This window comes from Enterococcus sp. S183_ASV_20 (assembly GCF_018919685.1).
Lineage (GTDB): Bacteria > Bacillota > Bacilli > Lactobacillales > Enterococcaceae > Enterococcus > Enterococcus faecalis.
On sequence record NZ_JAHLRI010000008.1, the window covers coordinates 1 to 23,267 of the forward strand.

Sequence of the window (23,267 nt, forward strand, 5' to 3'; positions counted from 1 at the left end):
ACCCGTCCGCCACTCCTCTTTCCAATTGAGTGCAAGCACTCGGGAGGAAAGAAGCGTTCGACTTGCATGTATTAGGCACGCCGCCAGCGTTCGTCCTGAGCCAGGATCAAACTCTCATAATAAAAGTTAGAACAATCTTGCGATTGTTAAGCTCAATTTGTTTGCTAGCATATTGCTTGCTTGTTAAAAATGTTTGCTGTCTTGAATTGAATCAAGACGCCCTACACATTTGGTTCGTCTATTCTTTGTTCAGTTTTCAAAGGTCTACGTTACCTCGCAGCAACTTTTATATCATAACAAACTTTCGTTTGAATGTCAAGAACTTTTTTAAAAAAGTTTTTTAAGTTGTTTTGCTCGGTTGTTGTTGTCTGTTGTGACAACTTCTATATCTTATCATCTCGTTTGTTATTTGTCAACAACTTTTTTGTTGTTTTTTCAAACTTTTTTCGAGATATTTGAAATCAAGAATTGTTATTTAATTATTGATTTCTGAATCGTTCAGCTGTGTGACTCGCCTTGCGACATGTAATAATATACCAAGATTTCAAGCATTGGTCAATCATTATTTTCACTTTTTTTAAACTTTTTTTCAATACCGATTATTCTTTCTTATCCGATTAGATAAAGTTCGTTTTTTTATCAGATTACCCATTCTTTTTATTACCCATCTTCGATTTTTTAAAAAAAAAAGAATTGGTTTCAATTGTTTTTCTATTCTTTTTTTATTTAATTTTTTGCGAATACAAAAAAAGATGCCCTTAAGGCATCTTTTTTTATCTCATTGTTGGGAATAATAATACATCACGAATTGATTGTGCATCGGTTAATAACATAACTAGTCGATCAATCCCAATACCTAATCCTCCGGTTGGTGGTAAGCCATATTCTAAGGCTTCGATGAAATCTTCATCTACTCCGTGTGCTTCATCATTTCCTTGTTCCCGTTCTTTTTCTTGTTCTTCAAAACGTTCACGTTGGTCAATTGGATCATTTAATTCTGTAAATGCATTAGCAAACTCTTTTCCGATAATAAACAGTTCAAAGCGGTCAGTGAAACGACCATCTTCTGGATTTTTCTTCGCTAATGGTGAAACAGCTACTGGGTGACCATAAATAAATGTTGGTTGTTGCAACGTATCTTCTACAAATGTTTCGAAAAATTCATTAATGATATGACCGACTGTCATGGCATCTGTAATTTCAACATTATGTTCTTTAGCCAACGCACGGGCTTCTTCTATCGTCATCTCTTGCCAAAAATCTACGCCCGTTTGTTCTTTGACCGCATCTACCATGTGTAGACGTTTGAAAGGACTTCCTAAGTCAACAGCTTGACCATCGTACGTGATATCAGTAGTTCCTAAGACTTTTTCCGCAGCATTACGAATAATTCCCTCTGTTAAATCCATCACATCTTGATAATCAGTATAAGCAGTATAAGCTTCTAGCATTGTAAATTCTGGGTTATGAGTGGTATCGATTCCTTCATTACGGAAGACACGACCAATTTCATATACTTTTTCCATGCCACCGACAATTAAACGTTTTAAATGTAACTCTAGGGCAATGCGTAAGTATAAGTCCATATCTAATGCATTATGGTGTGTGATAAATGGACGAGCAGCAGCTCCTCCTGCTTCGTTATGCAAGACAGGCGTTTCTACTTCGACATAGCCATTGCCATCTAGATAACGACGGATTTCGCTAATAATTTGACTGCGTTTCATGAAACGATCAAAACTTTCTTTGTTACTGATTAAATCCAAATAGCGTTGACGATAGCGTTGTTCCACATTCGTTAATCCATGGTATTTATCTGGCAACGGACGCAAAGCTTTAGTTAATAACGTAATTGTTTGAGCTTTAACAGTAACTTCCCCCGTATTGGTTTTCATTACTTGACCTGTCACACCAAAGAAGTCGCCTAAGTCAGCATGTTTAAATAGTTCATAGGCTTCATCTCCAACTTGGTCCTTCCGAACATAAATTTGAATTTGGCCTTCACGGTCTTGCAAATGGGCGAAACCAGCTTTTCCTTTACCACGTTTTGTCATCATACGTCCAGCAACGCTGACTTCTGTATTCATTTCACTAAGTTCTTCTTTTGTATGATTATCATATTGTTCATGAAGTTCTGCTGAATTATGAGTGCGATCGAAACGTTTACCGAAAGGATCAATCCCTTCTTCACGTAAAGCTTCCATTTTTTCGCGGCGCACGAGCATTTGATCATTTAAATCCTCTAAATGCGCTTGTTGTTCTTCTGCCACTGTTGTTCCTCCATTCTTGATTTTAACCTATCCTAATAATGCCACAGTAATTCGAAAAAAAGCAAGCCGAATTTTACTTTCGGCTTGAATTTTTTATTCTTCTATAGTAGTTACAGCAACTTTGGAAATCTTCTCTACAAAGGCATCAAGTAAATCGACAACTGCTTGTTGTGTTTCAACTTGGTTAATCGCAACTTTCACTTTGGCTGCTCGCGAAATTCCTTTTAGATAGTAAGAAGCATGTTGGCGAAACTCACGGACCGCAATTTTTTCACCTTTTAAATCCACTAATCGTTGTAAATGAACTTTTGCAATGTTAATTTTTTCAGCTGGTGAAGGCTCAGGCATCAATTCGCCCGTTTCCAAGTATTCTTTCGTCCGTTGAATCATCCAAGGATTGCCCAAAGCAGCTCGACCAATCATCACACCATCCGCTCCAACATATTCTAACATGCGTTTAGCATCTTCAGGCGTTTTGACATCGCCATTTCCCATAAAAGGAATGGTTAAATGCTTTTTCACTTCCTTTAAAACGTCCCAGTTGGCTGTCCCTTCGTACATTTGGACACGTGTTCGACCATGCATAGCAATTGCCGAAGCCCCTGCTTGTTCGGCAGCCAAAGCGTTGTCTACAGCATATAGATGATCTTCATCCCAGCCTGTTCGCATTTTTACAGTAACAGGCAAAGAAACTGCCGAAGAGACTGCGTGAACCATCTCATGCACTTTATTCGGATCCAGCAACCATTTCGCACCAGCTTCAGCTTTAATTATTTTATTGACAGGGCAGCCCATGTTAATATCAATAATCGCCGCTTGCGTATTTTCTTCCACAAACTTAGCAGCTTCCACTAATGTTTCTTTATCTCCACCAAAAATTTGTACACTTAAAGGATATTCTCGCTCATCAATATATAGCATTTCTAAGGTTTTTTTGTTTCTTAATTTAATTCCTTTATCACTAATCATTTCACAAACGACTAATCCTGCGCCAAATTCTTTTACAGTCACACGAAAAGCGGCGTTACTAATACCCGCCATCGGAGCTACGACAACACGGTTGGGGATTTCAACGTCTCCAATTTTCCACATAGTCTTTCCTCCTACTTTTGTTTCGTATTGCGAATCGCTTCATCGCGAAGTTCAATTAATTCTTCTTCACTATAGTGATATTTATTGTTACAGAATTGACAAACTGCTTCCGCTCCATGATCTTCATCAATCATCGCATTTAATTCATCGATCCCAACGGCAATCAAAGCGGTCGCAAATTTTTCTTTGGAGCAGTCACATTTAAATTGTACAGGCATTTTTTCTAAAATTTCTACTTCGTCTTCTCCCAATAAGCGATACAAGACTTGTTCAGGTGTTTCTCCATTTTCTAGTAATTGTGAAATTGGTGGCACTTCCGCTAGACGCTGTTCAATAAAATCAATGGCACTTTCATCGGCACCTGGCATTACTTGAATCATAAAACCACCGGCTGCTTTCACAGATTCATCCGTGTCCACCAATACACCTAAACCGATAGCTGAAGGAACTTGTTCAGAGACCGCCATAAAATATGTAAAGTCTTCACCGATTTCACCAGAAACAATAGGTGTTTGTCCAGAAAAGGTTTCTTTTAATCCTAAATCTTTAATGACTGTGAAAATTCCTTCGTTACCGACAGCACCACGTACATCAATTTTACCTGTTGCATTCAACTTTAAGCTGACATGTGGATTTTTAATGTAGCCTTTTGTTTCTCCACGGCCATTACTATCGACAATAATAGCGCCAGCTGGGCCATTTCCTTGTACTTTTACAGTTAATTTATCGTCACCTTTTAAAGTCGCTCCTAGTAAAAGGGCTCCAATCAATGTGCGTCCTAACGCTGCAGTAGAAGAACTCCATGTATCATGTCTTCTTTGCGCTTCGCTAACAGTTTCAGTGGCACTGATGGCATATGCTCGTATTGAACCTTTATAACAAAGGGCTTTTACTAAATAATCTTCCATTCTTTTTCCTCTTCTCTTGGTGCTTTTTTGTCCATTAGTCAGATAATACTAGGAATCAGGTGTTTTTTCAACCAAATAATCTTCCTTCTATAGAATATCTTAATATTATAGAAGGTGCAGTATTCGTCAACTCGACAAATACTGCACCTTCTACTAATTGGTTATTTATAACGATCTTCGTAGTTATTGCGATCATATTCAGAATTGGAATCTGAATCTTTTTTCTCTTCAGATTGGACTTCTTTTTCTGTTTGTTCGCTTTCTACTTTGACTTCTTCTGCTTCATCATGTAATTCTTTTTTCGCTTCTTCAAAGTCTTGTTTTTCTTCAACTTGTTTTTGCGCTTCTTTTTCTTCCAAAGCACGTTTTGCTTCTTCGAATGTTTGCGCTTCTTTTTCACTAGGATAGTCGCTGTCAGCACCTTCAGGCATTTTACCTGTTTCAAATAATGATTTGATTGCTTTTGCATCTAATGTTTCATATTCTAATAGTTTTTCAGCGATTAGTTTATGTTGTTCACGGTGCGCTTCGATAATTTCATGCGCTTTTGTATGAGCATCCATTAAGATACGACGAACTTCCTGATCGATTTCAAACGCCACTTGTTCTGAGTAAGCTTTTGTTTGACCATAATCACGACCGACAAAGACTTGATGGTTTCCTTCATATTGAACAGGTCCTAATTTGTCGCTCATTCCATATTCAGTTACCATGCTACGGGCAATCCCTGTTGCTTGTTCAAAGTCATTTGAAGCCCCTGTTGATTGAACGCCAAAGATAATTTCTTCTGCTGTACGTCCACCAAGTAAGCCAACGATTTGTTCAAACATATCTTCTTTAGTCATTAAGAATTGATCTTCTTTTGGTAAAGCAATCATATAACCGCCTGCGCGACCACGAGGGATAATTGTTACTTTATGGACAACACGGGCACGGCTTAAGACTAAACCAACGATTGTGTGTCCCGCTTCATGGTAAGCCACCATTTCGCGTTCTTTTTTATTAATCACGCGATCTTTTTTAGCTGGACCAGCAATTACGCGGTCTTCGGCTTCATCCACATCAGAAGCATCAATTTTTTTCTTGTTACGACGAGCGGCAACTAAGGCTGCTTCGTTTAAGACATTTTCTAAATCAGCACCAGCAAAACCTGGTGTTTGTTGTGCAACAACTTTCAAATCAACGTCATCAGCTAACGGTTTGTTTTTCGCATGAACACGTAAAATCGCTTCACGACCTTTGACATCTGGACGTCCTACCAAGATTTGGCGGTCAAAACGACCTGGACGTAACAACGCTGGGTCTAACACGTCTGAACGGTTCGTTGCAGCAATTACGATAACTCCTTCATTGCCATCAAAACCATCCATCTCAACTAATAATTGGTTAAGGGTTTGTTCACGTTCGTCGTGTCCGCCACCCATACCAGCACCACGTTGACGACCAACTGCATCGATTTCATCGATAAAGATAATCGCAGGCGCGTTTTTCTTCGCTGTTTCAAATAAATCCCGGACACGGCTAGCACCGACCCCGACAAACATTTCAACGAAATCTGAACCTGAGATTGAGTAAAATGGCACACCTGCTTCACCTGCTACGGCTTTAGCAAGTAACGTTTTACCAGTCCCTGGAGGTCCTTCTAATAGTACGCCCGCAGGAATCCGTGCGCCTAATTCAGCGAAACGACGTGGATCTTTTAAGAATTCCACTACTTCAACTAATTCTTGTTTTTCTTCTTCCGCACCAGCTACATCTGAGAAGCGGACACGGTTAGCTTTTTTATCGGCTTCTTTGGCTTTTGATTTACCGAAGTTCATCACACGGCCACCGCCGCCACCGCCACCGCCTTGTTGGCTCATCATCATGTAGAAGAAGAAGAAAATAATCACTAATGGTAAGAAACTAAACAACAGTGACAACCAAGCACCACTTGTTGATTGTTCTTTGACAACTAGCTTCACCTTGTTATTTTGTGCCGCATCTTGAATGCCAGCTAAGGTTGTATCACTAGGTAAAACGGTTGTTGTGAAGCCTTTTGACGACGCTTGCGTTGAGCCCCACAATGACAGACCACCTGTGTCTTTCACTTCTTGTTTTTCTTTATACTGACCTTCAATCCGGTAAACCCCATTGGTTGGTTGAATGGTCATGTCTTTGACTTTTCCGTCTTCCAATTGTTGTTGGAAGGTTGAGTAATCGATGTCTGGCGATTGTTGGTCGTTATTTCCAAAAATGAAATAGACAACCATGACCATGGCAAGTACTACTAAGACGTAGTATAAACCATTTTTCATGCCATTATTCTTTTTGTTCATGCCTGTCCTCCTTATGCTCATCATTACAATTCATGTTATTCTTTTATCAATCCTGACCTTTACATTGTAACACAATTAATTCCTTGATAGATATTAATTTGATTCGTAAACTTCAGGTTTTAAAACGCCAATATAAGGCAAGTTGCGGTACGTTTCTGCATAGTCTAATCCGTAACCGACCACAAACTCATTGGGCACATCAAACCCTACGTAGTCAGCTTTAATGTCTACTACACGGCCTTCTGGTTTATCTAATAAGGTAACAATTTTCACAGATGCAGCTTTACGGTATCTAAACAAATCTACTAAATACGCTAATGTACGACCACTATCGATGATATCTTCTACGATTAAAATATGTCTACCTTCGACATTTGTGTCTAAGTCTTTGACAATTTTTACTTCGCCTGAAGAAACTGTCGCGTTGCCGTAGCTAGATACATCCATAAAGTCCAATTCTAAATAAGTATTGATTTCACGAGTCAAATCAGCCATAAATGGTACTGCACCTTTTAAAATACCGACCACTAAAGGATTTTTCCCTTGATATTCTTCTGTCAGTTGCTTGCCAAGCTCTGCAGACTTCGCAAGAATTTCTTCTTTGGAGATTAGGACTTTCTCAATATCTTTTTCTATCATAGTGCGCTCCTTTCAGCATTACTCCTTTGTCTTAAAAAGGAGTCTGTAGTGTATTTTATCAGTTTCTAAAGGAATACTCAAATAGGAATTTGCAAATTTTGGTACCCAAATGATTTCCTCTTGCTCATCCGTAATGACCCAAGCACTCTCTCTCGCTTCATTTGGCACTTTTTGATCAATAAAAACTCTGCTTAATTTTTTCGTAAACCCTGGTTTTAATGTAATCCGATCACCACTTTGGCGATGACGAACGGTCAAAGGTGTGGCTGTTGTCAACGGGATTGCTAACAACTGACCCGTCCATTGATTAATCTCTTCAGGAAGAGGAAACGGTTTGTCTGTCGCAATTAATCCTAGCCACTCGGTTTCCGATAAATAAATCCCCGCGCCAGGTACTAATAAATGTGTAACTTCTTCTCGCAGTGCAACCTGTTTTTGTTCTAAGCACAGCCAATCGTAACTTTTAGCTAGCTGCCATTGCTGTTCTAACATAACCGAGCCTTGCGGTTGGCGTTCATCATTCAAAACTTTTAAAATTTGTGTCATCTGGCGTTGGTTTAACGAAACCCCTAACGGCACTAATGTTTTTTGGAAAAACGCGGTTAAAAAGAAGTGCTGGTACGCAGGCGTTTCTTTTAATAATCTCTTCAAAGGAATGCGCCAGCCTTGTTTGGTTGGTTCTACGGCTTCAGATAATTGAGGCTCAATTTGTTCTTGAATAAATTCTTGGGCAAAACGTTGTTCATTACTAAAAGAAGCAATCTGATCTAAGAATTGCGGATTTTCCTGCTTTAATAGCGGCAAAACCTGATTACGGAGCCGATTTCTCAAATATTCATTGGTTTGGTTCGTTTCGTCCTCAAAATAAACGAATGCTTGGCGCTGTGCAAATTGATACAATTCTTCTTTTGGATAAATGAGTAACGGACGAATCAATTCTCCTGTCGCAAAAGGACGTCTCTCTTTAATGCCCGCGGAATGGGAAAAATTAGTTCCTCGAATCAGCTTCATTAAAATCGTTTCCGCTTGATCGTCTAGATGATGTGCCGTCATTAAGACCGCCGCACCTTCAATTTCCATGACTTCTTTAAAAAATTCATAACGAAATGTGCGCGCTTTTGCTTCTAAATTCCGTTGCTTTTCAGGGTCTTCCCAACGTGTTTCATAATACGTTAGCTCTCGCTGCTGACAATAGGTAGCGAGATATTGCGCTTCCTGTGCCGACGCTTCTCGCAATTGATGATTGACGTGTGCAACAACCAATTGTAATTGTTCTTTTTCTGCCACCTGTTCCATTAACGTCAAAAGGGCCATGGAGTCTACACCACCAGAAACGGCGACCACGATTGTTTGATGCGGTTGCCAAAATCCTTGTTCTTTTCCTCGTTTATAAAACTGCCAAAACATTGTTCGCCCTTCTTTCTTCCTTAGAATAAAAGAGGAACCGAGAAATAACCCATTCGTTATCCCCAGTCCCCCTATTTGTTTGTGCTTAGCCGCGACGTCCGCCACGTCCGCCACGTTTGCCTTCAGTATTACGTTTTAATGAAGATAAACGGTCATCACTATCTTTCAAGAAAGAGCTCATCAATGAGTCAAAATCTTGTTTATTGTTATTGTTATTTGCTTGTGGTTTATTGAAAGGCTTTTTGCCCCCTGCGCGTGGATTACGGTCACGATTCTCATAATTGTTTTCACGACGTTGAAATTCACGTTTTGGTTGTTGCCCTTCTGCTGGCTCTTGCGCTTTACGGATCGATAAGCCAATTTTGCCGTCGTCACCAACTGAGGTTACTTTCACTGTTACTTCGTCACCTACTGTTAATACATCATGAATATCTTTAACGAATCCATTAGACACTTCACTGATGTGTACTAACCCAGTTTTTCCTTCTCCTAAATCAATAAATGCACCAAAGTTAGTAATCCCTGACACTTTTCCTGGCAATTTAGCTCCTACTTCGATTGACATAAAAAAATTGTTCCTCCTATTTTTTCCCTAATTATAATTGCAGTTTATTCAGCTGAAGACTTAGTTGTTTCAGTTGAAGACTGTGATTGACTATTTTTTTCTGAACTGCTCTTGCTTTCTTCCGCTCCAGAAGTCTGTGTTTTTTTCATTTGTTCTGGTGTGGGATAAATCTGTTCGCCTTCTTTTGAGAGAAGGAAACGGCTACGTGCTAATTTTGCCACATAATCATCATCTTTTAACAAAGCAACGTCTTTTTTTAGATCCTTGACCTTCTTATCAACTGCTACGGATTCAGCAATTGCATCTGCTCGTTCTTGTTTGAAAGCACCTAAGCGATGATAATCTTTCATCAATTGGATGCCAGAAAAGGCAAAAATAATGAAGGCCACGAGAAAAATCGCTGCCAAGCGTCTGCGTCTAAAAATCAATTGTTTCTGTTGTTTTTGGAATTCGACATACTGTTCTTTCGTGTAGTCATTTTCCAATGCCGCAACTTTCTTCGAGTTTTTTTCATTCTTTCCCATCGTCTCGCTCCACTCGCTTTGGATTGTCCGTTTTATTATACCAACATCTAAGAACCTTGTCTAATGTTAATTTCAGAGAAGTTAAAGAAAATCAAGCTTTTTTCTAAAATATTCTTTGCTTTTGAAATAACAGCGGTTGATTTATTAATTTTTTTCAAAAGCGGCGCGTCTGTTTCATTAAAAAGCTGAAAGGATGAAGCGCTTGGAATATTCATCTTTTCAATGAACTTGCCAAGCGCTCCATCCTCACCTGCTTATTCTTCAGAGACGCGTGTTTCTGATTTTATCTCATACATTTTTGTGGCATCTTCTTTTTTCGTAGAGTCATTTAGTTGCAGGACTTCTACTTCTAAAATTCTGTTCCCAAATTGAATTTTGACAAGGTCACCAATCTTCACAGTACTAGAAGATTTGGCTAAGACTCCGTTGATTTGAATCCGACCTTTATCAGCGACTTCTTTGGCAACTGTTCTTCTTTTAATAATGCGAGAAACTTTTAAAAATTTATCTAACCGCATCACATTCACCTCTTTTATTTTTTTTGTCTCATCCGTAAAATTTTTGCGCCATACGGTAAACTTAACCATTCACGTATCGTAAATAATTCTAACTTAATGATGGTGCTAATAAAAACTGTACCACCCACTGCAACACCTAAAACTGTAACGAAAAACGCTTGACTTCGGTGATGCACACCTTGGAACAAGATGGAGATAATTCCTTGATAGACCAGTAATGACAGCATCATGATTGCTAAACTAAGCAACAATTTTTTCAAAAAGCTTCGTTCTCGAACAAAACAATTAATCGCTGCATCCGATTGTCGGACTAAAACGAATAACGTCGCTAGTAACCCAAGGATGGTAGACCAACTAGCACCTAATGTTCCCCAACGAATGGTGAAAAAGCCCGTTGTCAGTAATTTCACTAATAAGCCCACACCAGCTGCCACTAAAGGACCTTTAAAACGATTGCGACTTTGTTCAATACTTTGGTAGGCCTGAATAATGGCCATAAAAGCGATGGATAAAACATACACCCCTAAAACATCATTGCCTTTATAATCTTTAAAAAGTGTAAAGTTCATGTACGGCAATAACATCATTAGACCAATCGAAGCCGCCGATGCCAAGGTTGTGGTAAGACGCAAAAAGATTTTTGCAACTTGTAAAAATTGTTGACGGTCTTTTTTCATAAAATATTTTGTCAAACCTGGTAAAAAGGTTGAGCTTAAAGCTAAAGCAATTACCAACCCTAATTGAACTAGTGGTTGTCCTCTATCATAGACCCCTTTGTCCACTTTCGCAGCTAAATCAGAGAGCCCGAAAAGCATGAGGGCATTTTTTACTTTAAAGGAATCAATTAATTGAAATAGAATCAGAAAAGCACTATATAAAGAGACCAAACCACCCTCAATCATTAAACGTTTAAATAGTCCTGTGGTTTGAGGCATAATCTTCCATTGATGCAAGTATTCCGTACTTCCACTAAGAATTTTTCGATTGTAGTACCATAAGACAAGTACCGCTAAGACACCGCCAGCCAACGCACCACTCATGGCCACCGTCCCCGTTTGGTAAATGGAGCCACCAAAGTAATGATAGGACAACGCAGCTACTAGAATAACCCCAACACGCACAAACTGTTCCATCACCTGTGAAATACCACTAGGCACCATCAACAAATGACCTTGAAAATTTCCACGATAGAAGGAAAGAATTGGAACGAGTAAAAAGGTAAAGGAAACAACTTCCATTAATGGTTGGAGTGCAGCATCCCCCATACTAATAGCAATTTCTTGACTACCAAAGAAAAAGAAGGCCCAACAAGCAATCGCTAACCATAACACATAGGGATATAGTTGGCGCAACACTTGTTTTTGACTCCGAATATCTGGTTGTTCAGCAACAATTTTGGAAATAAATTGCGGTAAGCCTGACAATGCTAATGTCATCGCAATCCCATAGATTGGATAAACTTGCTGATACACGTAAAATCCTTCATCCCCTACAAAGTTCTGAAAAGGAACGCGATAAAACGCACTCAACACTTTTGCAATGAAGGAAGCAATGGTTAACACAACGGCACCTTGCATCATTCGCTGCATTTCTTTTTGTGCCATCTTCTAGGCCTCCTTTTAAAGGGAATCCGTTTCTTGCGAATGTTTGTATTTTTCTTGTCGTAATGCGGTTGTAAAAGCAGCAATTTCTTGAATCCAAACAGCTTCTTTACAATCTTTCGGCAACTTCAAGGAAATAGTCATTTGTTCTTTCTCAACTGCTAGATCCGCTTTTAAGCTGGTGGCCGATAACGCTTCAAACAACTGCTCCACAGAGTATGTTTTTGTGCCAATTTTACTTAACACAAACTTGACTTTTTGGTCGCGTTTACGAATACTTTCTAACAAGGCACGGTCGCCATCCATTTTGATACGGCCAGTGGTTAATAAATGCGCCACTTCGTCAGGATACTCTCCAAAGCGGTCTAACAAGTCCGCTTCTAATTCTTCGTACATATCCATATTTTCTAATTGACGAATCCGTTTATAAATTTCAATTTTTTGTCGTTCGTCTGTAATGTACGTTCCTGGAATATAAGCATCAATGCCCAAATCAATTTCAACAGACGTTTTTTGGTCTTGGATATTTTTTCCTTGTTTACGAGCAACTGCCTCAGATAACATCTGTGAGTACATATCAAACCCAACCGAATCAATGAAGCCATGTTGTTGGGCACCAAGAAGGTTTCCGGCCCCTCGAATGGAAAGGTCACGCATCGCAATTTTGAACCCAGAACCTAATTCCGTAAAATCTTTAATTGCTTCTAAACGTTTCTCACTAACTTCGTTTAGGATTTTTTGCTGTTCGTACATAAAATAAGCATAGGCCACTCGATTGCTACGCCCCACACGACCACGTAATTGATACAACGTAGATAAGCCCATGTAGTCCGCATTTTCTACAAACAAGGTATTAGCATTAGGAATATCTACTCCTGTTTCAATAATCGTTGTAGTGACTAATATATCATATTGTCCTTCAATAAAATCAAACAAAGTATTCTCGAGTTGTACTTCTGTCATTTGCCCATGTGCATACGCAATTCGTGCGTCTGGAACTAGTGCTTGTAACTCTTCAACTTTTCGTTCAATCGTATCTACTCGATTGTATAAATAAAAGACTTGACCATCTCGGGCCATTTCTCGCTCAATCGCTTCCCGAATCGCCCCAGGATTATTTTCCATGACATACGTTTGGATCGGATAACGATTCTCTGGTGGGGTTTCGATGACGGATAAATCACGGACACCTAACATCGACATATGAAGGGTCCTTGGGATTGGTGTTGCTGTTAACGTCAAGACATCCACTTGTGAACGCAATTGTTTTAGTCGTTCTTTATGTTTCACTCCAAACCGTTGTTCCTCATCAATAATCAACAAGCCTAAATCACTAAAATTAATATCTTGCGACAATAAACGATGGGTACCAATCACAATATCTACTTGGCCATGTTTAATTTTTTCAATTGTTTCATTTTGCTGTTTTTTCGTGCGGAAACGACTTAATAAACCAATTTCTACAGGAAAGCCCTCAAACCGCTCTTGAATCGTTTCATAATGTTGTTGCGCTAAAATAGTTGTTGGCACTAAAAAGGCGACCTGTTTATTGTTGCTAACAGCTTTGAAGGCCGCTCGTAAAGCCACTTCAGTTTTACCAAACCCTACATCACCAACTAACAAACGATCCATTGGTCGAGATTTTTCCATGTCGTGTTTAATTTCGGCAGCACTACGTAATTGATCATCTGTTTCAGAATACGGAAAAGCCTCTTCAAATTCTTTTTGATACGCATCATCTGGCGGAAAAGCATAGCCTTTTTCCGACTCTCTTGTCGCATAAAGTAAGATTAAATCATCCGCGATATCTTCAATTTTCGAAGCAACTTTTCGTTTAGTTTTCGTCCATTCACTGCCGCCTAGCTTGTTAATTTTCGGCGTTTTAGACTCGGAAGCAACGAACTTTTGAATCAAGTTCAATTGTGTTACTGGAATAAATAACTTGTCATCATTTTGGTACAAGATAGTCATGTAATCTTGATGGACCCCATCAACTTCTAAGGTTTCCATACCAATATATTTACCAATCCCGTGATTCGCATGAACGACATAATCGCCCGTTTTTAAGTCGCTATAACTTTTCAAACGTTCCGCATTAGAGATTGTTTGACGACGTGCCCGTTTTTTGGTCGTTGTATGAAAAATTTCTTTTTCCGTAATCGCCACGAGCTTGTTTTTAGGTAATTCAAACCCTGTTTGTAATGCCCCTTGGACAATTTGGACATGCCCATCTAACAACTGATCCCAATTGCTTACTACGCTAGGTATGTCAAAGTCCTGAAATAGCTCTTCGACTTTTTGAATCCGTTCTTTCGTAGGAACAAAAACAACGACCGTTTGGTTTTGCTTTTGCCAACGGTCCACTTCCGCTTTTAGCAACGGCATTTGACCGAAGAATTGTTGCATTGAACGATATTGGAAATTATGGACTTCTTGGAAACGAAGATTCCCCATTCCTTTTTGAAAAAGTGAAAAGAAGGTCGTATTTCGTGCGGTTTTTCGCAATTGATCATGAAAGTCTACGCCAAAAGTTTGTTCAGAAAACACGCGCATTTCTTCAATTTTCAGGGTTTGCCATTCCGCTTCCTCTCTAGCGATTTCTCGCTCCGTTTCCATCATACGAGAATAATCATCCACAAAAAGCAAACTATTTTCTGGTAAATAATCTAACAGCGTAGTTTTTTGTTGGTACAGAAAATCTGTATAATAGTGAGCATTTTCTGTAGGAATCCCTTGTTCCCAAGAAGACAGCAACTGACCAAAATATTCTTCTAAAAAATCGGTCTCCGTTTGATCTTTAGCTGTCGCTAAACGTTTTTCTAGAGCATCTTGTAACCTCGTCATGCCATGATTCATATCTGCCTTTGAGAATACTAAATCAGTCATTGGTGAAATCGTTACTTCTTCAAGATTTTCTAATGAGCGTTGAGTATCCGCTTCAAAATAACGGATTGAGTCGATTTCAACATCAAACAGTTCCACCCGAACAGGGTATTCGGCATTTAGAGGATAGACATCAACAATGCTTCCGCGAATACTAAATTCGCCGGGCTTCCCGACCATTGATTGGCGTTCATAGCCCATTAACACTAAGCGTTGCGCGAGGATTTCAGGTTCTACTTCTGTCCCGATTTCCCAATGAAGTTGCGCATTTTGCCACGTTTCTTTCGTTGGCAAATATTTTCGTAGTCCAGCTACTGGTACGACCACGATTCCTGCATTCGCTGTCATCAGGAAATTTAACGCACTCACTCGATCTGCGCGCGCTTCTGGTGAAGAAAAGGCCATTTCGGCGGATAACACTTCATCTACTGGAAATAGATGAACTTGTTCTGAAGGTAAAATATTTAAAAAATCATCTACTAATTGATTGGCATAGTATAGGTTTGGGACCGCAATAACAATTTTTTGATGCGTCTTTTGTAAAGCGCCTGCCATCAGTAATGTTTTAGCAGAGCCTGATAACCCAGTAATTAGTTGGCGCGTTCCTGTTGTCATTAGTTGACTGCGCCATGATTTAGCAATTTCTGTTTGGCTAATTCGTTCGATAATATTCAAACAAGGGCCCTCCTTTCTGCTATTTTCCATTAAATTGATTCATTGTTTCAACAAACGTATGTCCTTCACATGCATATAAAGCGGCATCGGCTGCTTTTTTTACAGCAAGTAACATCTCTTCGTGTGTTTCTTTGGGAAAAGTACTTAGTACATGGTGGATAACTGTATCATTTTTTGAGGGCCGACCAATGCCAATTTTAATTCTAGGAAAGACATTTGTTCCTAAATGGGCAATCAGACTTTTTATCCCATTGTGGCCGCCAGCACTACCTTTTTGCCGTAAACGAATTTTACCGACCTCTAAGTCTAAGTCATCATAAATAACAATCAAGTCTTCCTCATCTGCCCCAAAGTAGGTCAACAGCGGACCAACAGAGCGACCTGATTCATTCATAAATGTTAATGGTTTCACTAACAATACTTTCTCAGTCCCTATAAAAAACTCTGCAATATCTGCTTCAAAATTACTATTATTAAACGAAACATTTTGCCGATACGCAATTTCATCTAGCGTAATAAAGCCAATGTTGTGTTTTGTTTCTTTGTATTTACTACCGGGATTTCCCAGTCCTACGATTACTTTCATCTTTCATTCTCCTTGGATTATAAGCTTGCCAACACAAAATGGCTGGGAAGCGTATGCGCTACCCAGTTTTATTCATTATACCATAGAAATAAAAAAACTCGCAGTCTTTGAAGATTAAGAAAGATGTAAAAAAATTTTTTAGAAATTTAAATATGCGTAAGATAGTGAAATTACGCACATGTAAGAGCTACCATTTTGAAACAGGTCTGAAAACTGTATCATTTTTACAATCAAAGTTCGTGACATTTTTTACAAACCATGTTACTATCACTTTAGCAACAGGAAATAAAAACTCGTTGCTCACGAAAAAGAATGTAGAGGAAGGAATGGTACACATGACTGCAGCCGCAGGGAATAAAGATCACCAAAAAGTAATTTTAGTCGGGGACGGTGCCGTAGGTTCTAGCTATGCCTTTGCTTTAGTAACTCAGAATATTGCTCAAGAAGTTGGGATTATTGATATTAATGTACCAAAAACTGAAGGAGACGCGTTGGACTTATCTCACGCATTAGCATTTACTTCTCCTAAAAAAATCTATGCTGCTACTTATGACGATTGCCATGATGCAGACTTAGTTGTCTTAACAGCTGGAGCGCCTCAAAAACCAGGCGAAACTCGTTTAGACTTAGTTCATAAAAACTTGAAAATTAATAAAGAAATCGTTACAACAATTGTTGATTCTGGTTTCAACGGTATCTTCTTAGTTGCCGCAAACCCAGTCGACATTTTGACTTATTCAACTTGGAAATTCTCTGGCTTCCCGAAAGAACGAGTAATCGGTTCAGGAACTTCACTAGATTCTGCTCGTTTCCGTCAAGCAATTGCCGAATTAGTTGACGTTGATGCACGAAATGTCCATGCCTACATCTTAGGTGAACACGGAGATACAGAATTCCCAGTTTGGTCACATGCGAATGTCGCTGGCTTACAAATTTACGAATGGGTGAAAAATAATCCTGACGTCGATGAAGAAGCAATGGTTAATTTATTCTTCAACGTACGCGACGCTGCTTACACAATCATCGAGAAAAAAGGAGCTACTTTCTATGGAATCGCGGTTGCACTAGCGCGTATCACTAAAGCTATCCTAAACGATGAAAACTCTGTGTTACCATTATCTGTTTATTTAGAAGGTGAATATGGTCAAAACGATATTTATATCGGTGCACCAGCGATCATCAACCGCCAAGGAGTTAAACAAGTCATTGAAATTCCATTAACAGATGCTGAACAAGAAAAAATGGAAGCTTCTGCTTCTGCATTAAAAGAAGTTATTGAAACAGCTTTTGCTAAATTTGAAGCAGAAGAAGCAAAATAACTCCTTCTATAATATTCAATATTCGAAAATTAAAAACAACCAAGAGTGAACACTATTGTTACTCCGCTTTAAAGCCTGGTACAAAAATCCAAAGTGATTTTTGTACCAGGCTTTACTTTTAATTTGTTTTACTTTACTCATCACCCAATTTTTTCAAAAAATTATTGTTTTGTTTAGCTCGAAAAATAACAATAGCCAAAAATAAGTTTGTTATCTAAAATTCACTACACTACTTAATACAGTCCATCTGCTTCTTCTTTTGTCACAATGTAAATATTTTTCATTTGCGTATAAGCATCTAGCATTGATTTATGCGTTTCTCGACCAATTCCTGATTTTTTATAACCGCCAAATGGCGCGCCCGCAGGCAATTGATTGTATGTGTTGACCCACATCCGACCTGTCCGTACACCACGAGCAACCCGTAATGCCACATTGATATCTTGAGAAAAGACGGCACCACCTAGACCATATTCAGAATCATTAGCTAAACGAATGACTTCTTCTTCCGTTTCAAATTTAATCACTGTTGCAACAGGACCAAAGATTTCTTCTTGGGCCACGCACATTGTATTCGTGCCGTTCGCTAATAACGTAGGTGCTAAAAACGCCCCCTTGTCTAGCCCATTTTCTGTTAAACGTTGCCCACCAGTAATCAGCGTAGCTCCTTCCTTCACACCAATTTCGACATATTTTAAAATTTCTTCCAATTGATGCTCATTGATCTGAGCGCCCATTTCAACATCTTTTTCCCACGGGAAACCAACGTTCACTTGTTCAAACTTTTCCTTTAAAGCTTCTACAAATTGATCATAAATACCTGACTGAACGAACACACGCGACCCAGCACAACAAACTTGCCCTTGATTGAATAAAATCCCTAACTGCACGCCTTCTAATGCACGTTCCCAATTGGCATCTTCAAAAATAATGTTGGCTGATTTTCCGCCAAGTTCTAAAGTGGCTGGAATTAGGCGGTCGGCCGCCGCTTTAGCGACAGTGTACCCCACCTCTGTTGAGCCTGTAAAAGCTAGCTTATCAAACCCTGGATGTGCCAACATATAATTTCCTGAATCAGAACCACGACCGGTGATTAAATTCACTACTCCTTTCGGCAAGACTTGATCAAAAATCTTAAACAATTCCAACAGACTTAATGATGTGCTCGAGGACGGATGAATCACAACCGTATTACCTGCTGCCAACGCTGGCGCTAATTTCCAAGCGCCCATTAATAAGGGGAAATTCCACGGAATAATTTGACCCACAACACCGATGGGTTCTTTCACAACAATGGATAACGTATCCTTATCAAATTCTTTGACAGATCCTTCTTCTCCACGAATCACACTAGCAAAATACCGAAAATGGTCTGCACTGGCAGGGACATCAATCGATTGCGTTTCCCGAAGCGGTTTTCCATTATCTAAAGTCTCCACCATAGCCAAATGTTCTTGATTTTCTTCAATCAAATCAGCAATTTTCAACAAAAGATTGCTTCTTGTTACAACGTCAACATCTTTCCATGTCTGAAACGCTTCTTGAGCTGCTTCTACAGCTCGATCTACATCTGCATTTGTGGCATCAACAAATTCTGCTAATTTTTCGCCATTACTAGGATTGTAACTAGCAATCATTTTGTTACCACTACCTGTTGTCCACTCTCCATTAATATACAATTGATAGCTACTGGCAACTACTTGATTTATTTCTTTTTTACTCATTTACCCACCTCTTTTTTTATTTTTGTATCCGCTTACAATTATAAGACATCTTTAACCTAAAAGTAAATGATTCTACCTAAAAAAAATATAGCTCTCAGCGACTGTTGCTAACTCATCCCGACCTGAAGCCTCCTGGCAATAACTGAATGTATTAAACTTTATTGGAGAAAACTTTTGCCACAAAAAAAGCTAGCACTGAAGAATTAAAATTGCTTCTTCAGTGCTAGCTTTGATTTTTCCAACTCATTCGTTCTTATTGACAAAGAGCTGATTTTTTTATTTATCTTTTGGAACGATATAGTTCATTAAATGTGTTTCATCGGCTGAGATTGTACGTGTCGAAACAACGTTTAATCCCTTCACGTTCATTTCAGAAATTAAGATGCTACCATCTTTAAAGACTTTTTCCACAAATGCGACATGACCATAAGTATTGTCTGCGCCTAAAACGCCAGCTGGGAAGGAAACCGCTGCGCCTGCTTTTGGTGTACGACTTACTTTGTACCCGCGTGCACGACCTGTTTCGCCCCAATCTTGACCATTCCCCATTGTTAAGTCCACACGTTTACCTAATTGCGTAATACGGTTGTAGACATATTGTGTACAGTTGCCCCAAGCATAACTATTAAAGGTGTCATAGTTTTTGCCATTATAGGCTGGGAAATTTGATTCCATTGGTTCAACGGTTGCTTTTTCTTTATCATAATAAGTTAAATCGTATGTTTTAATTAACGCATTTAATTTCTTATGGTAATCTTTGTCCGTTGCATATTTTCCTGTTAGGAAACGTGTCGCTTCTTTGTATGATTTGGCTTCCGTTTTCCAGACACCATGATAGAAATCTTTATTGGAATCTAAACCATTTTTCAATAATTTCGCATAATCTTCCATTGATTCTTTATACGTTGGATATTGACGGAATTTTGCTTCTACTGTGTATAGGTTACCGAAACCATTGTCTTCATAGGTAATAAAAGAAACAGATTGACCTTTGTAATCGCCTTTAATACCAAACAAATTGTAGTTTGGTTTCTGGCTTAATTTACTATTGCCGCTACCACTTTCTAAAATTGCTTGAGCAATCATCACACTAGCATATAAGTTTTTGTCCTTGGCCACTTTCCGAGCAGATTCACCGATTTCTTGAATAAACTCTTCTGTCTTCTTCGTTTTGCTGACCGTAAACGTCTCATCGTCTTCCACTAACCCAACCGTTTCATTTGTAACTGGTGGGACTATTTCGGGCTGCGGTGTTGACGCTACTGGTTGTTCTACTGGCTTTTCAGCTGGCGCTGTTGGTGTCACTGGTTTCGCCGGCTGTTTTGATTCAGAAGTACTCGTGCCAGGTTTTGGCTGTTCTTTAGAAGAACTTGGTGTAGTCGTCGGCGTGGTACTTGATTCAGTTGTACTTGTTGACGTAGAATCTGTGGTTGACTCTGTTGTACTCGTTGAGGTGGAGTCAGTAGTCGATTCTGTCGTACTTGTGGATGTTGAATCAGTTGTGGAATCTGTCGTTTCGGTTCCTGACGTTTCCGTGGACTCCGTGGTTGCAGATTCACTTGATTCGGTTGAACTTTCTGTTTCAGTTGTTGATTCTTCTGTCGCTTCTGTTGTTTCACTAGTCGCTGTCGTTTCAGTGTCTTCAGCAGTCGTTGCTTCTGCGGTTGTTTCTGCGACAGAACTATTTTCAGCTACCAAGTTATTACCTTCTGCAAATGCGCCTACTGGCATTGATGAACCTAAAAGTAATAAGGTAGAGAACAGGGCAAATTGTTTTTTCATACTCATTCTCCTTTTTTATTTTTCTCCATTTATTTTTATGTACCAACATAATAATTGACATAGTTATTGTTTAAATGGCTCCTTTTTTAATAGTATACTGTTTCATAAAAAATTTCTAGCAAAAAGTTAAAAAAATAGAAGAAAATTCACAAATTCTTCTATCTTTTTTTGGTAATTTTCTAAGAAAAAAAAGAAAGGGCTTGAACAAACATCAACGTCCTCTCTTTTTCTCGTTATCCTTCAAACAAAATACTTTTTTTTCGAAGTGCCTCTTTGATTTCTTGGAAAGTTTCTTCGTCTGCACAGCGAATAGTATGCAGATGGACGCCTCCTGTTAAAACTGATAGTAATGTAGCATGCTCTTTTTGATACTTGTCCATAAATTTATCAATATCTTTCTCTGATTGAATGCGCAAACTGCCAATTAATTCCCCATAAAGCGGATGTGCAATACTCACATCTACCACTTCTCCACCTTTGGCAACAATGACTGACAATTCTTCTCTCGTTTGTTCAGGTGTATGTTGACAAGCAATTTTCCGTTCAATTCCTTCTAAAGGTTGTTCCAACATATACCCTCGAGCTGTTGCGACAATTTCGACCCCTGTCGCCCGTAATAGAGCGACATCTCCTACAATAATTTGTCTACTGACATCAAAAGCTTTTGCAAAACGAGTGGCACTAATTGGCTTTTCGGTCTCTCTTAATCTTTTAACAATCTCTCTTCTTCTGATTTCTCCATCCACGACCTTCGCCTCACTCTCCTAAATGTTTTTCTTGGAAACGTTTAGAGGCGTCCATAATTCCCTGGAAAGTCTCAGATAATGTTTCTTCATACTCGGCATTTTCAACATGATTCAGAATAGTTTCTAATACTTGTTGTTCTCTTTCAGAATCAAAAACCGCATGACCTGCTTTCTTTTTCACTGCAGCAATCTCTGCGACGACGTCCATCCGCTGTTCTAATAAACGGACCAGTTCCTTATCGATTTGGTTAATCTTTGCTCGTTGTTGTTCTAAAGAAGTTGTTGGGGCGTCATCTTCAGTCAATTCTTTAATTATCCGTGCTGGATTACCTGCGATCACACAGTTTTCTGGAAACGATTTGGTCACAACAGCACCTGCTGCCACCACTACATTATCGCCTAATGTTACGCCAGGAAGGACAATCGCTCCACCGCCAATCCAAACATTGTTGCCAATGATAATTCGTTTCCCTGATTCCATTCCGCTATTACGCTTGGCCGCTTGTAATGGATGCTCGGCTGTATAAAGTTGCACATTGGGTCCAAACATACAGTTATCGCCAATTTCGATTGGACAAACATCTAAAAAAACGTTATTAAAATTGGCATAGAAATTTTTTCCCACAGAAATGTTGTAGCCGTAATCAAATTGAATCATCGGTTCGATGTACGTCCCGACACCCACTTTTCCAAATGTTTCTTCTATTAATTGACGACGAATATAAGTGTCTGGTTGTTGGTTAATTAACGCCATTTGTTCACGGGCTTTTTTGCGATCAGCCACTAATTCAGGATCTGAGGCAAAATATAGTGCACCTGCGATCATTTTTTCTTTTTCTGATTTAAATTCTTCCATTCCGTTACTCCTTTATCGTTAATTCTGCAAATATCGTTTCGGCTTTCGCTTCTAAAAAATAATAAGGTTGTTGTAAAAATAGCGGCGTTTGATTAATGGCTAAAATAGCTGCCGTTGGTTGTTTATAATGAATCAAATCGCAAAATGGATGCACTTGAAAACTCGTGCCGACAATCACGATTAAGTCGGCAGAAGCAACGGCCTGAATGGCTTTTTCGATTGCCTCTTCGGATAATCCTTCTTCATACAAAGTAATAGCTGGACGGATTTGTCCATGACAGTCTGCGTGCCGATCACTAAGCAAATAGTCTTGCCAAGGAACCGTTGCACCACAAGTTTGGCAATAACATTCATATAAATTACCGTGAAAGTCCACCACTTCTTGGCTACCTGCTTTTCGATGAAGCCCATCAATATTTTGTGAAACAATTTTTCCCCGTTTCATTTGCTCTAATTGGGCCATTTTCTGGTGAATGATATTAGGTTGTGCGTCTGGATGATAGAGCGTTTTAACGAATTGATAAAACTTTTCTGGCTCTGTTTTTAAGCAAGTCCGGCTCAATAAGTATTCCGGTTGCTGGATTCCTTGATAGACACCTTTTAAGGAACGATAATCTGGCACACCTGAGGCTGTCGAGATACCCGCACCTGTTAAAAATGTGATTTTTTGTTGGGTTGCCAACCAATGAATTGCTTCGGCTTGCGTGATATCTTGCATATCGATTCAGCTCCTAATCTTCTATATTATAACGTATTTTAACATTAGCACCAAAAGTTTTTCCACTTTTTGAAAACTTCTTACCTATATATTGATTTATCTTGAAAGAGTTTGTGACAAATTTCTCAACTCGTGG

At 39.1% G+C, this 23,267-nt stretch carries 18 protein-coding genes and 1 rRNA gene; 1 reads left to right on the forward strand and 18 read right to left on the reverse strand.

Annotation, left to right across the window (positions count from 1 at the left end; genetic code table 11):
* From KQI94_RS04425 to pth, 13 genes are all read right to left on the reverse strand, one after another.
* Window positions 1-122 (reverse strand): 16S ribosomal RNA (locus KQI94_RS04425); the annotation flags it as partial.
* 651 nt (window positions 123-773) lie between these two features.
* Complete coding sequence (gene lysS, locus KQI94_RS04430) at window positions 774-2,270, reverse strand: lysine--tRNA ligase (RefSeq protein WP_002359372.1); 1,497 nt, start codon at window positions 2,268-2,270, stop codon at window positions 774-776.
* A gap of 93 nt (window positions 2,271-2,363) precedes the next feature.
* Window positions 2,364-3,362 (reverse strand): tRNA dihydrouridine synthase DusB, encoded by a 999-nt coding sequence (gene dusB, locus KQI94_RS04435; RefSeq protein WP_002356263.1) that lies wholly within the window; start codon window positions 3,360-3,362, stop codon window positions 2,364-2,366.
* A gap of 11 nt (window positions 3,363-3,373) precedes the next feature.
* Complete coding sequence (gene hslO / locus KQI94_RS04440) at window positions 3,374-4,270, reverse strand: Hsp33 family molecular chaperone HslO (RefSeq protein ID WP_002368542.1); 897 nt, start codon at window positions 4,268-4,270, stop codon at window positions 3,374-3,376.
* A 161-nt stretch (window positions 4,271-4,431) separates the two neighbouring features.
* Complete coding sequence (ftsH, locus tag KQI94_RS04445) at window positions 4,432-6,588, reverse strand: ATP-dependent zinc metalloprotease FtsH (RefSeq protein ID WP_002368543.1); 2,157 nt, start codon at window positions 6,586-6,588, stop codon at window positions 4,432-4,434.
* A 93-nt stretch (window positions 6,589-6,681) separates the two neighbouring features.
* Window positions 6,682-7,227 carry a hypoxanthine phosphoribosyltransferase gene (gene hpt, locus KQI94_RS04450; RefSeq protein WP_002356260.1) on the reverse strand — a complete coding sequence of 182 codons (546 nt, stop codon included), beginning with the start codon at window positions 7,225-7,227 and terminating at the stop codon, window positions 6,682-6,684.
* Between the two features lie 18 nt (window positions 7,228-7,245).
* Window positions 7,246-8,634: a tRNA lysidine(34) synthetase TilS gene (gene tilS, locus KQI94_RS04455; RefSeq protein ID WP_002367649.1), complete on the reverse strand. Its 1,389-nt coding sequence runs from the start codon at window positions 8,632-8,634 to the stop codon at window positions 7,246-7,248.
* 85 nt (window positions 8,635-8,719) lie between these two features.
* Window positions 8,720-9,199 carry a S1 domain-containing RNA-binding protein gene (locus tag KQI94_RS04460; RefSeq protein WP_002356258.1) on the reverse strand — a complete coding sequence of 160 codons (480 nt, stop codon included), beginning with the start codon at window positions 9,197-9,199 and terminating at the stop codon, window positions 8,720-8,722.
* 44 nt (window positions 9,200-9,243) lie between these two features.
* On the reverse strand, window positions 9,244-9,723 hold the full coding sequence (locus tag KQI94_RS04465; RefSeq protein WP_002356257.1) for a septum formation initiator family protein: 480 nt from the start codon (window positions 9,721-9,723) through the stop codon (window positions 9,244-9,246).
* Window positions 9,724-9,977: 254 nt separating this feature from the next.
* Window positions 9,978-10,241, reverse strand: a complete 264-nt coding sequence (locus KQI94_RS04470; protein WP_002356255.1) for an RNA-binding S4 domain-containing protein — start codon at window positions 10,239-10,241, stop codon at window positions 9,978-9,980.
* Window positions 10,242-10,255: 14 nt separating this feature from the next.
* Window positions 10,256-11,845, reverse strand: a complete 1,590-nt coding sequence (locus tag KQI94_RS04475) for a polysaccharide biosynthesis protein (protein ID WP_002368546.1) — start codon at window positions 11,843-11,845, stop codon at window positions 10,256-10,258.
* Window positions 11,846-11,860: 15 nt separating this feature from the next.
* The gene (gene mfd, locus KQI94_RS04480) at window positions 11,861-15,340 is read right to left on the reverse strand and encodes a transcription-repair coupling factor (RefSeq protein ID WP_277751191.1); all 3,480 of its coding nucleotides are present in this window, start codon (window positions 15,338-15,340) and stop codon (window positions 11,861-11,863) included.
* A gap of 79 nt (window positions 15,341-15,419) precedes the next feature.
* Window positions 15,420-15,986: an aminoacyl-tRNA hydrolase gene (gene pth / locus KQI94_RS04485; RefSeq protein WP_002368547.1), complete on the reverse strand. Its 567-nt coding sequence runs from the start codon at window positions 15,984-15,986 to the stop codon at window positions 15,420-15,422.
* Between the two features lie 335 nt (window positions 15,987-16,321).
* Between pth and KQI94_RS04490 the strand changes: the two genes are divergently transcribed.
* On the forward strand, window positions 16,322-17,305 hold the full coding sequence (locus KQI94_RS04490; protein ID WP_002356251.1) for an L-lactate dehydrogenase: 984 nt from the start codon (window positions 16,322-16,324) through the stop codon (window positions 17,303-17,305).
* 233 nt (window positions 17,306-17,538) lie between these two features.
* Here the strand turns inward: KQI94_RS04490 and KQI94_RS04495 are convergent, their stop codons facing one another.
* The 5 genes from KQI94_RS04495 to KQI94_RS04515 all read right to left on the reverse strand — a co-directional run bounded on the left by KQI94_RS04495 (window position 17,539) and on the right by KQI94_RS04515 (window position 23,131).
* Window positions 17,539-19,029 (reverse strand): aldehyde dehydrogenase family protein, encoded by a 1,491-nt coding sequence (locus tag KQI94_RS04495; protein ID WP_002361555.1) that lies wholly within the window; start codon window positions 19,027-19,029, stop codon window positions 17,539-17,541.
* A gap of 276 nt (window positions 19,030-19,305) precedes the next feature.
* Window positions 19,306-20,817, reverse strand: a complete 1,512-nt coding sequence (locus tag KQI94_RS04500; protein WP_002368549.1) for a glucosaminidase domain-containing protein — start codon at window positions 20,815-20,817, stop codon at window positions 19,306-19,308.
* 227 nt (window positions 20,818-21,044) lie between these two features.
* Complete coding sequence (locus tag KQI94_RS04505) at window positions 21,045-21,557, reverse strand: transcription repressor NadR (protein ID WP_002356248.1); 513 nt, start codon at window positions 21,555-21,557, stop codon at window positions 21,045-21,047.
* Between the two features lie 10 nt (window positions 21,558-21,567).
* A complete protein-coding gene (locus KQI94_RS04510) occupies window positions 21,568-22,413 on the reverse strand; it encodes a chorismate mutase (RefSeq protein WP_002363448.1) in 846 nt (281 codons plus the stop codon).
* 4 nt (window positions 22,414-22,417) lie between these two features.
* Window positions 22,418-23,131: an NAD-dependent protein deacylase gene (locus KQI94_RS04515; RefSeq protein ID WP_002390258.1), complete on the reverse strand. Its 714-nt coding sequence runs from the start codon at window positions 23,129-23,131 to the stop codon at window positions 22,418-22,420.
* Window positions 23,132-23,267: the final 136 nt, after the last annotated feature.

What these genes read in the sequence shown, in the direction of transcription:
- dusB (WP_002356263.1), bottom strand. Translation starts at nt 3,362, where the DNA reads ATGTGGAAAATTGGAGACGTTGAAATCCCCAACCGTGTTGTCGTAGCT.
- hslO (WP_002368542.1), bottom strand. Translation starts at nt 4,270, where the DNA reads ATGGAAGATTATTTAGTAAAAGCCCTTTGTTATAAAGGTTCAATACGA.
- ftsH (WP_002368543.1), bottom strand. Translation starts at nt 6,588, where the DNA reads ATGAACAAAAAGAATAATGGCATGAAAAATGGTTTATACTACGTCTTA.
- hpt (WP_002356260.1), bottom strand. Translation starts at nt 7,227, where the DNA reads ATGATAGAAAAAGATATTGAGAAAGTCCTAATCTCCAAAGAAGAAATT.
- tilS (WP_002367649.1), bottom strand. Translation starts at nt 8,634, where the DNA reads ATGTTTTGGCAGTTTTATAAACGAGGAAAAGAACAAGGATTTTGGCAA.
- KQI94_RS04460 (WP_002356258.1), bottom strand. Translation starts at nt 9,199, where the DNA reads ATGTCAATCGAAGTAGGAGCTAAATTGCCAGGAAAAGTGTCAGGGATT.
- KQI94_RS04465 (WP_002356257.1), bottom strand. Translation starts at nt 9,723, where the DNA reads ATGGGAAAGAATGAAAAAAACTCGAAGAAAGTTGCGGCATTGGAAAAT.
- KQI94_RS04470 (WP_002356255.1), bottom strand. Translation starts at nt 10,241, where the DNA reads ATGCGGTTAGATAAATTTTTAAAAGTTTCTCGCATTATTAAAAGAAGA.
- KQI94_RS04475 (WP_002368546.1), bottom strand. Translation starts at nt 11,845, where the DNA reads ATGGCACAAAAAGAAATGCAGCGAATGATGCAAGGTGCCGTTGTGTTA.
- mfd (WP_277751191.1), bottom strand. Translation starts at nt 15,340, where the DNA reads ATGACAACAGGAACGCGCCAACTAATTACTGGGTTATCAGGCTCTGCT.
- pth (WP_002368547.1), bottom strand. Translation starts at nt 15,986, where the DNA reads ATGAAAGTAATCGTAGGACTGGGAAATCCCGGTAGTAAATACAAAGAA.
- KQI94_RS04490 (WP_002356251.1), top strand. Translation starts at nt 16,322, where the DNA reads ATGACTGCAGCCGCAGGGAATAAAGATCACCAAAAAGTAATTTTAGTC.
- KQI94_RS04495 (WP_002361555.1), bottom strand. Translation starts at nt 19,029, where the DNA reads ATGAGTAAAAAAGAAATAAATCAAGTAGTTGCCAGTAGCTATCAATTG.
- KQI94_RS04500 (WP_002368549.1), bottom strand. Translation starts at nt 20,817, where the DNA reads ATGAGTATGAAAAAACAATTTGCCCTGTTCTCTACCTTATTACTTTTA.
- KQI94_RS04510 (WP_002363448.1), bottom strand. Translation starts at nt 22,413, where the DNA reads ATGGAAGAATTTAAATCAGAAAAAGAAAAAATGATCGCAGGTGCACTA.
- KQI94_RS04515 (WP_002390258.1), bottom strand. Translation starts at nt 23,131, where the DNA reads ATGCAAGATATCACGCAAGCCGAAGCAATTCATTGGTTGGCAACCCAA.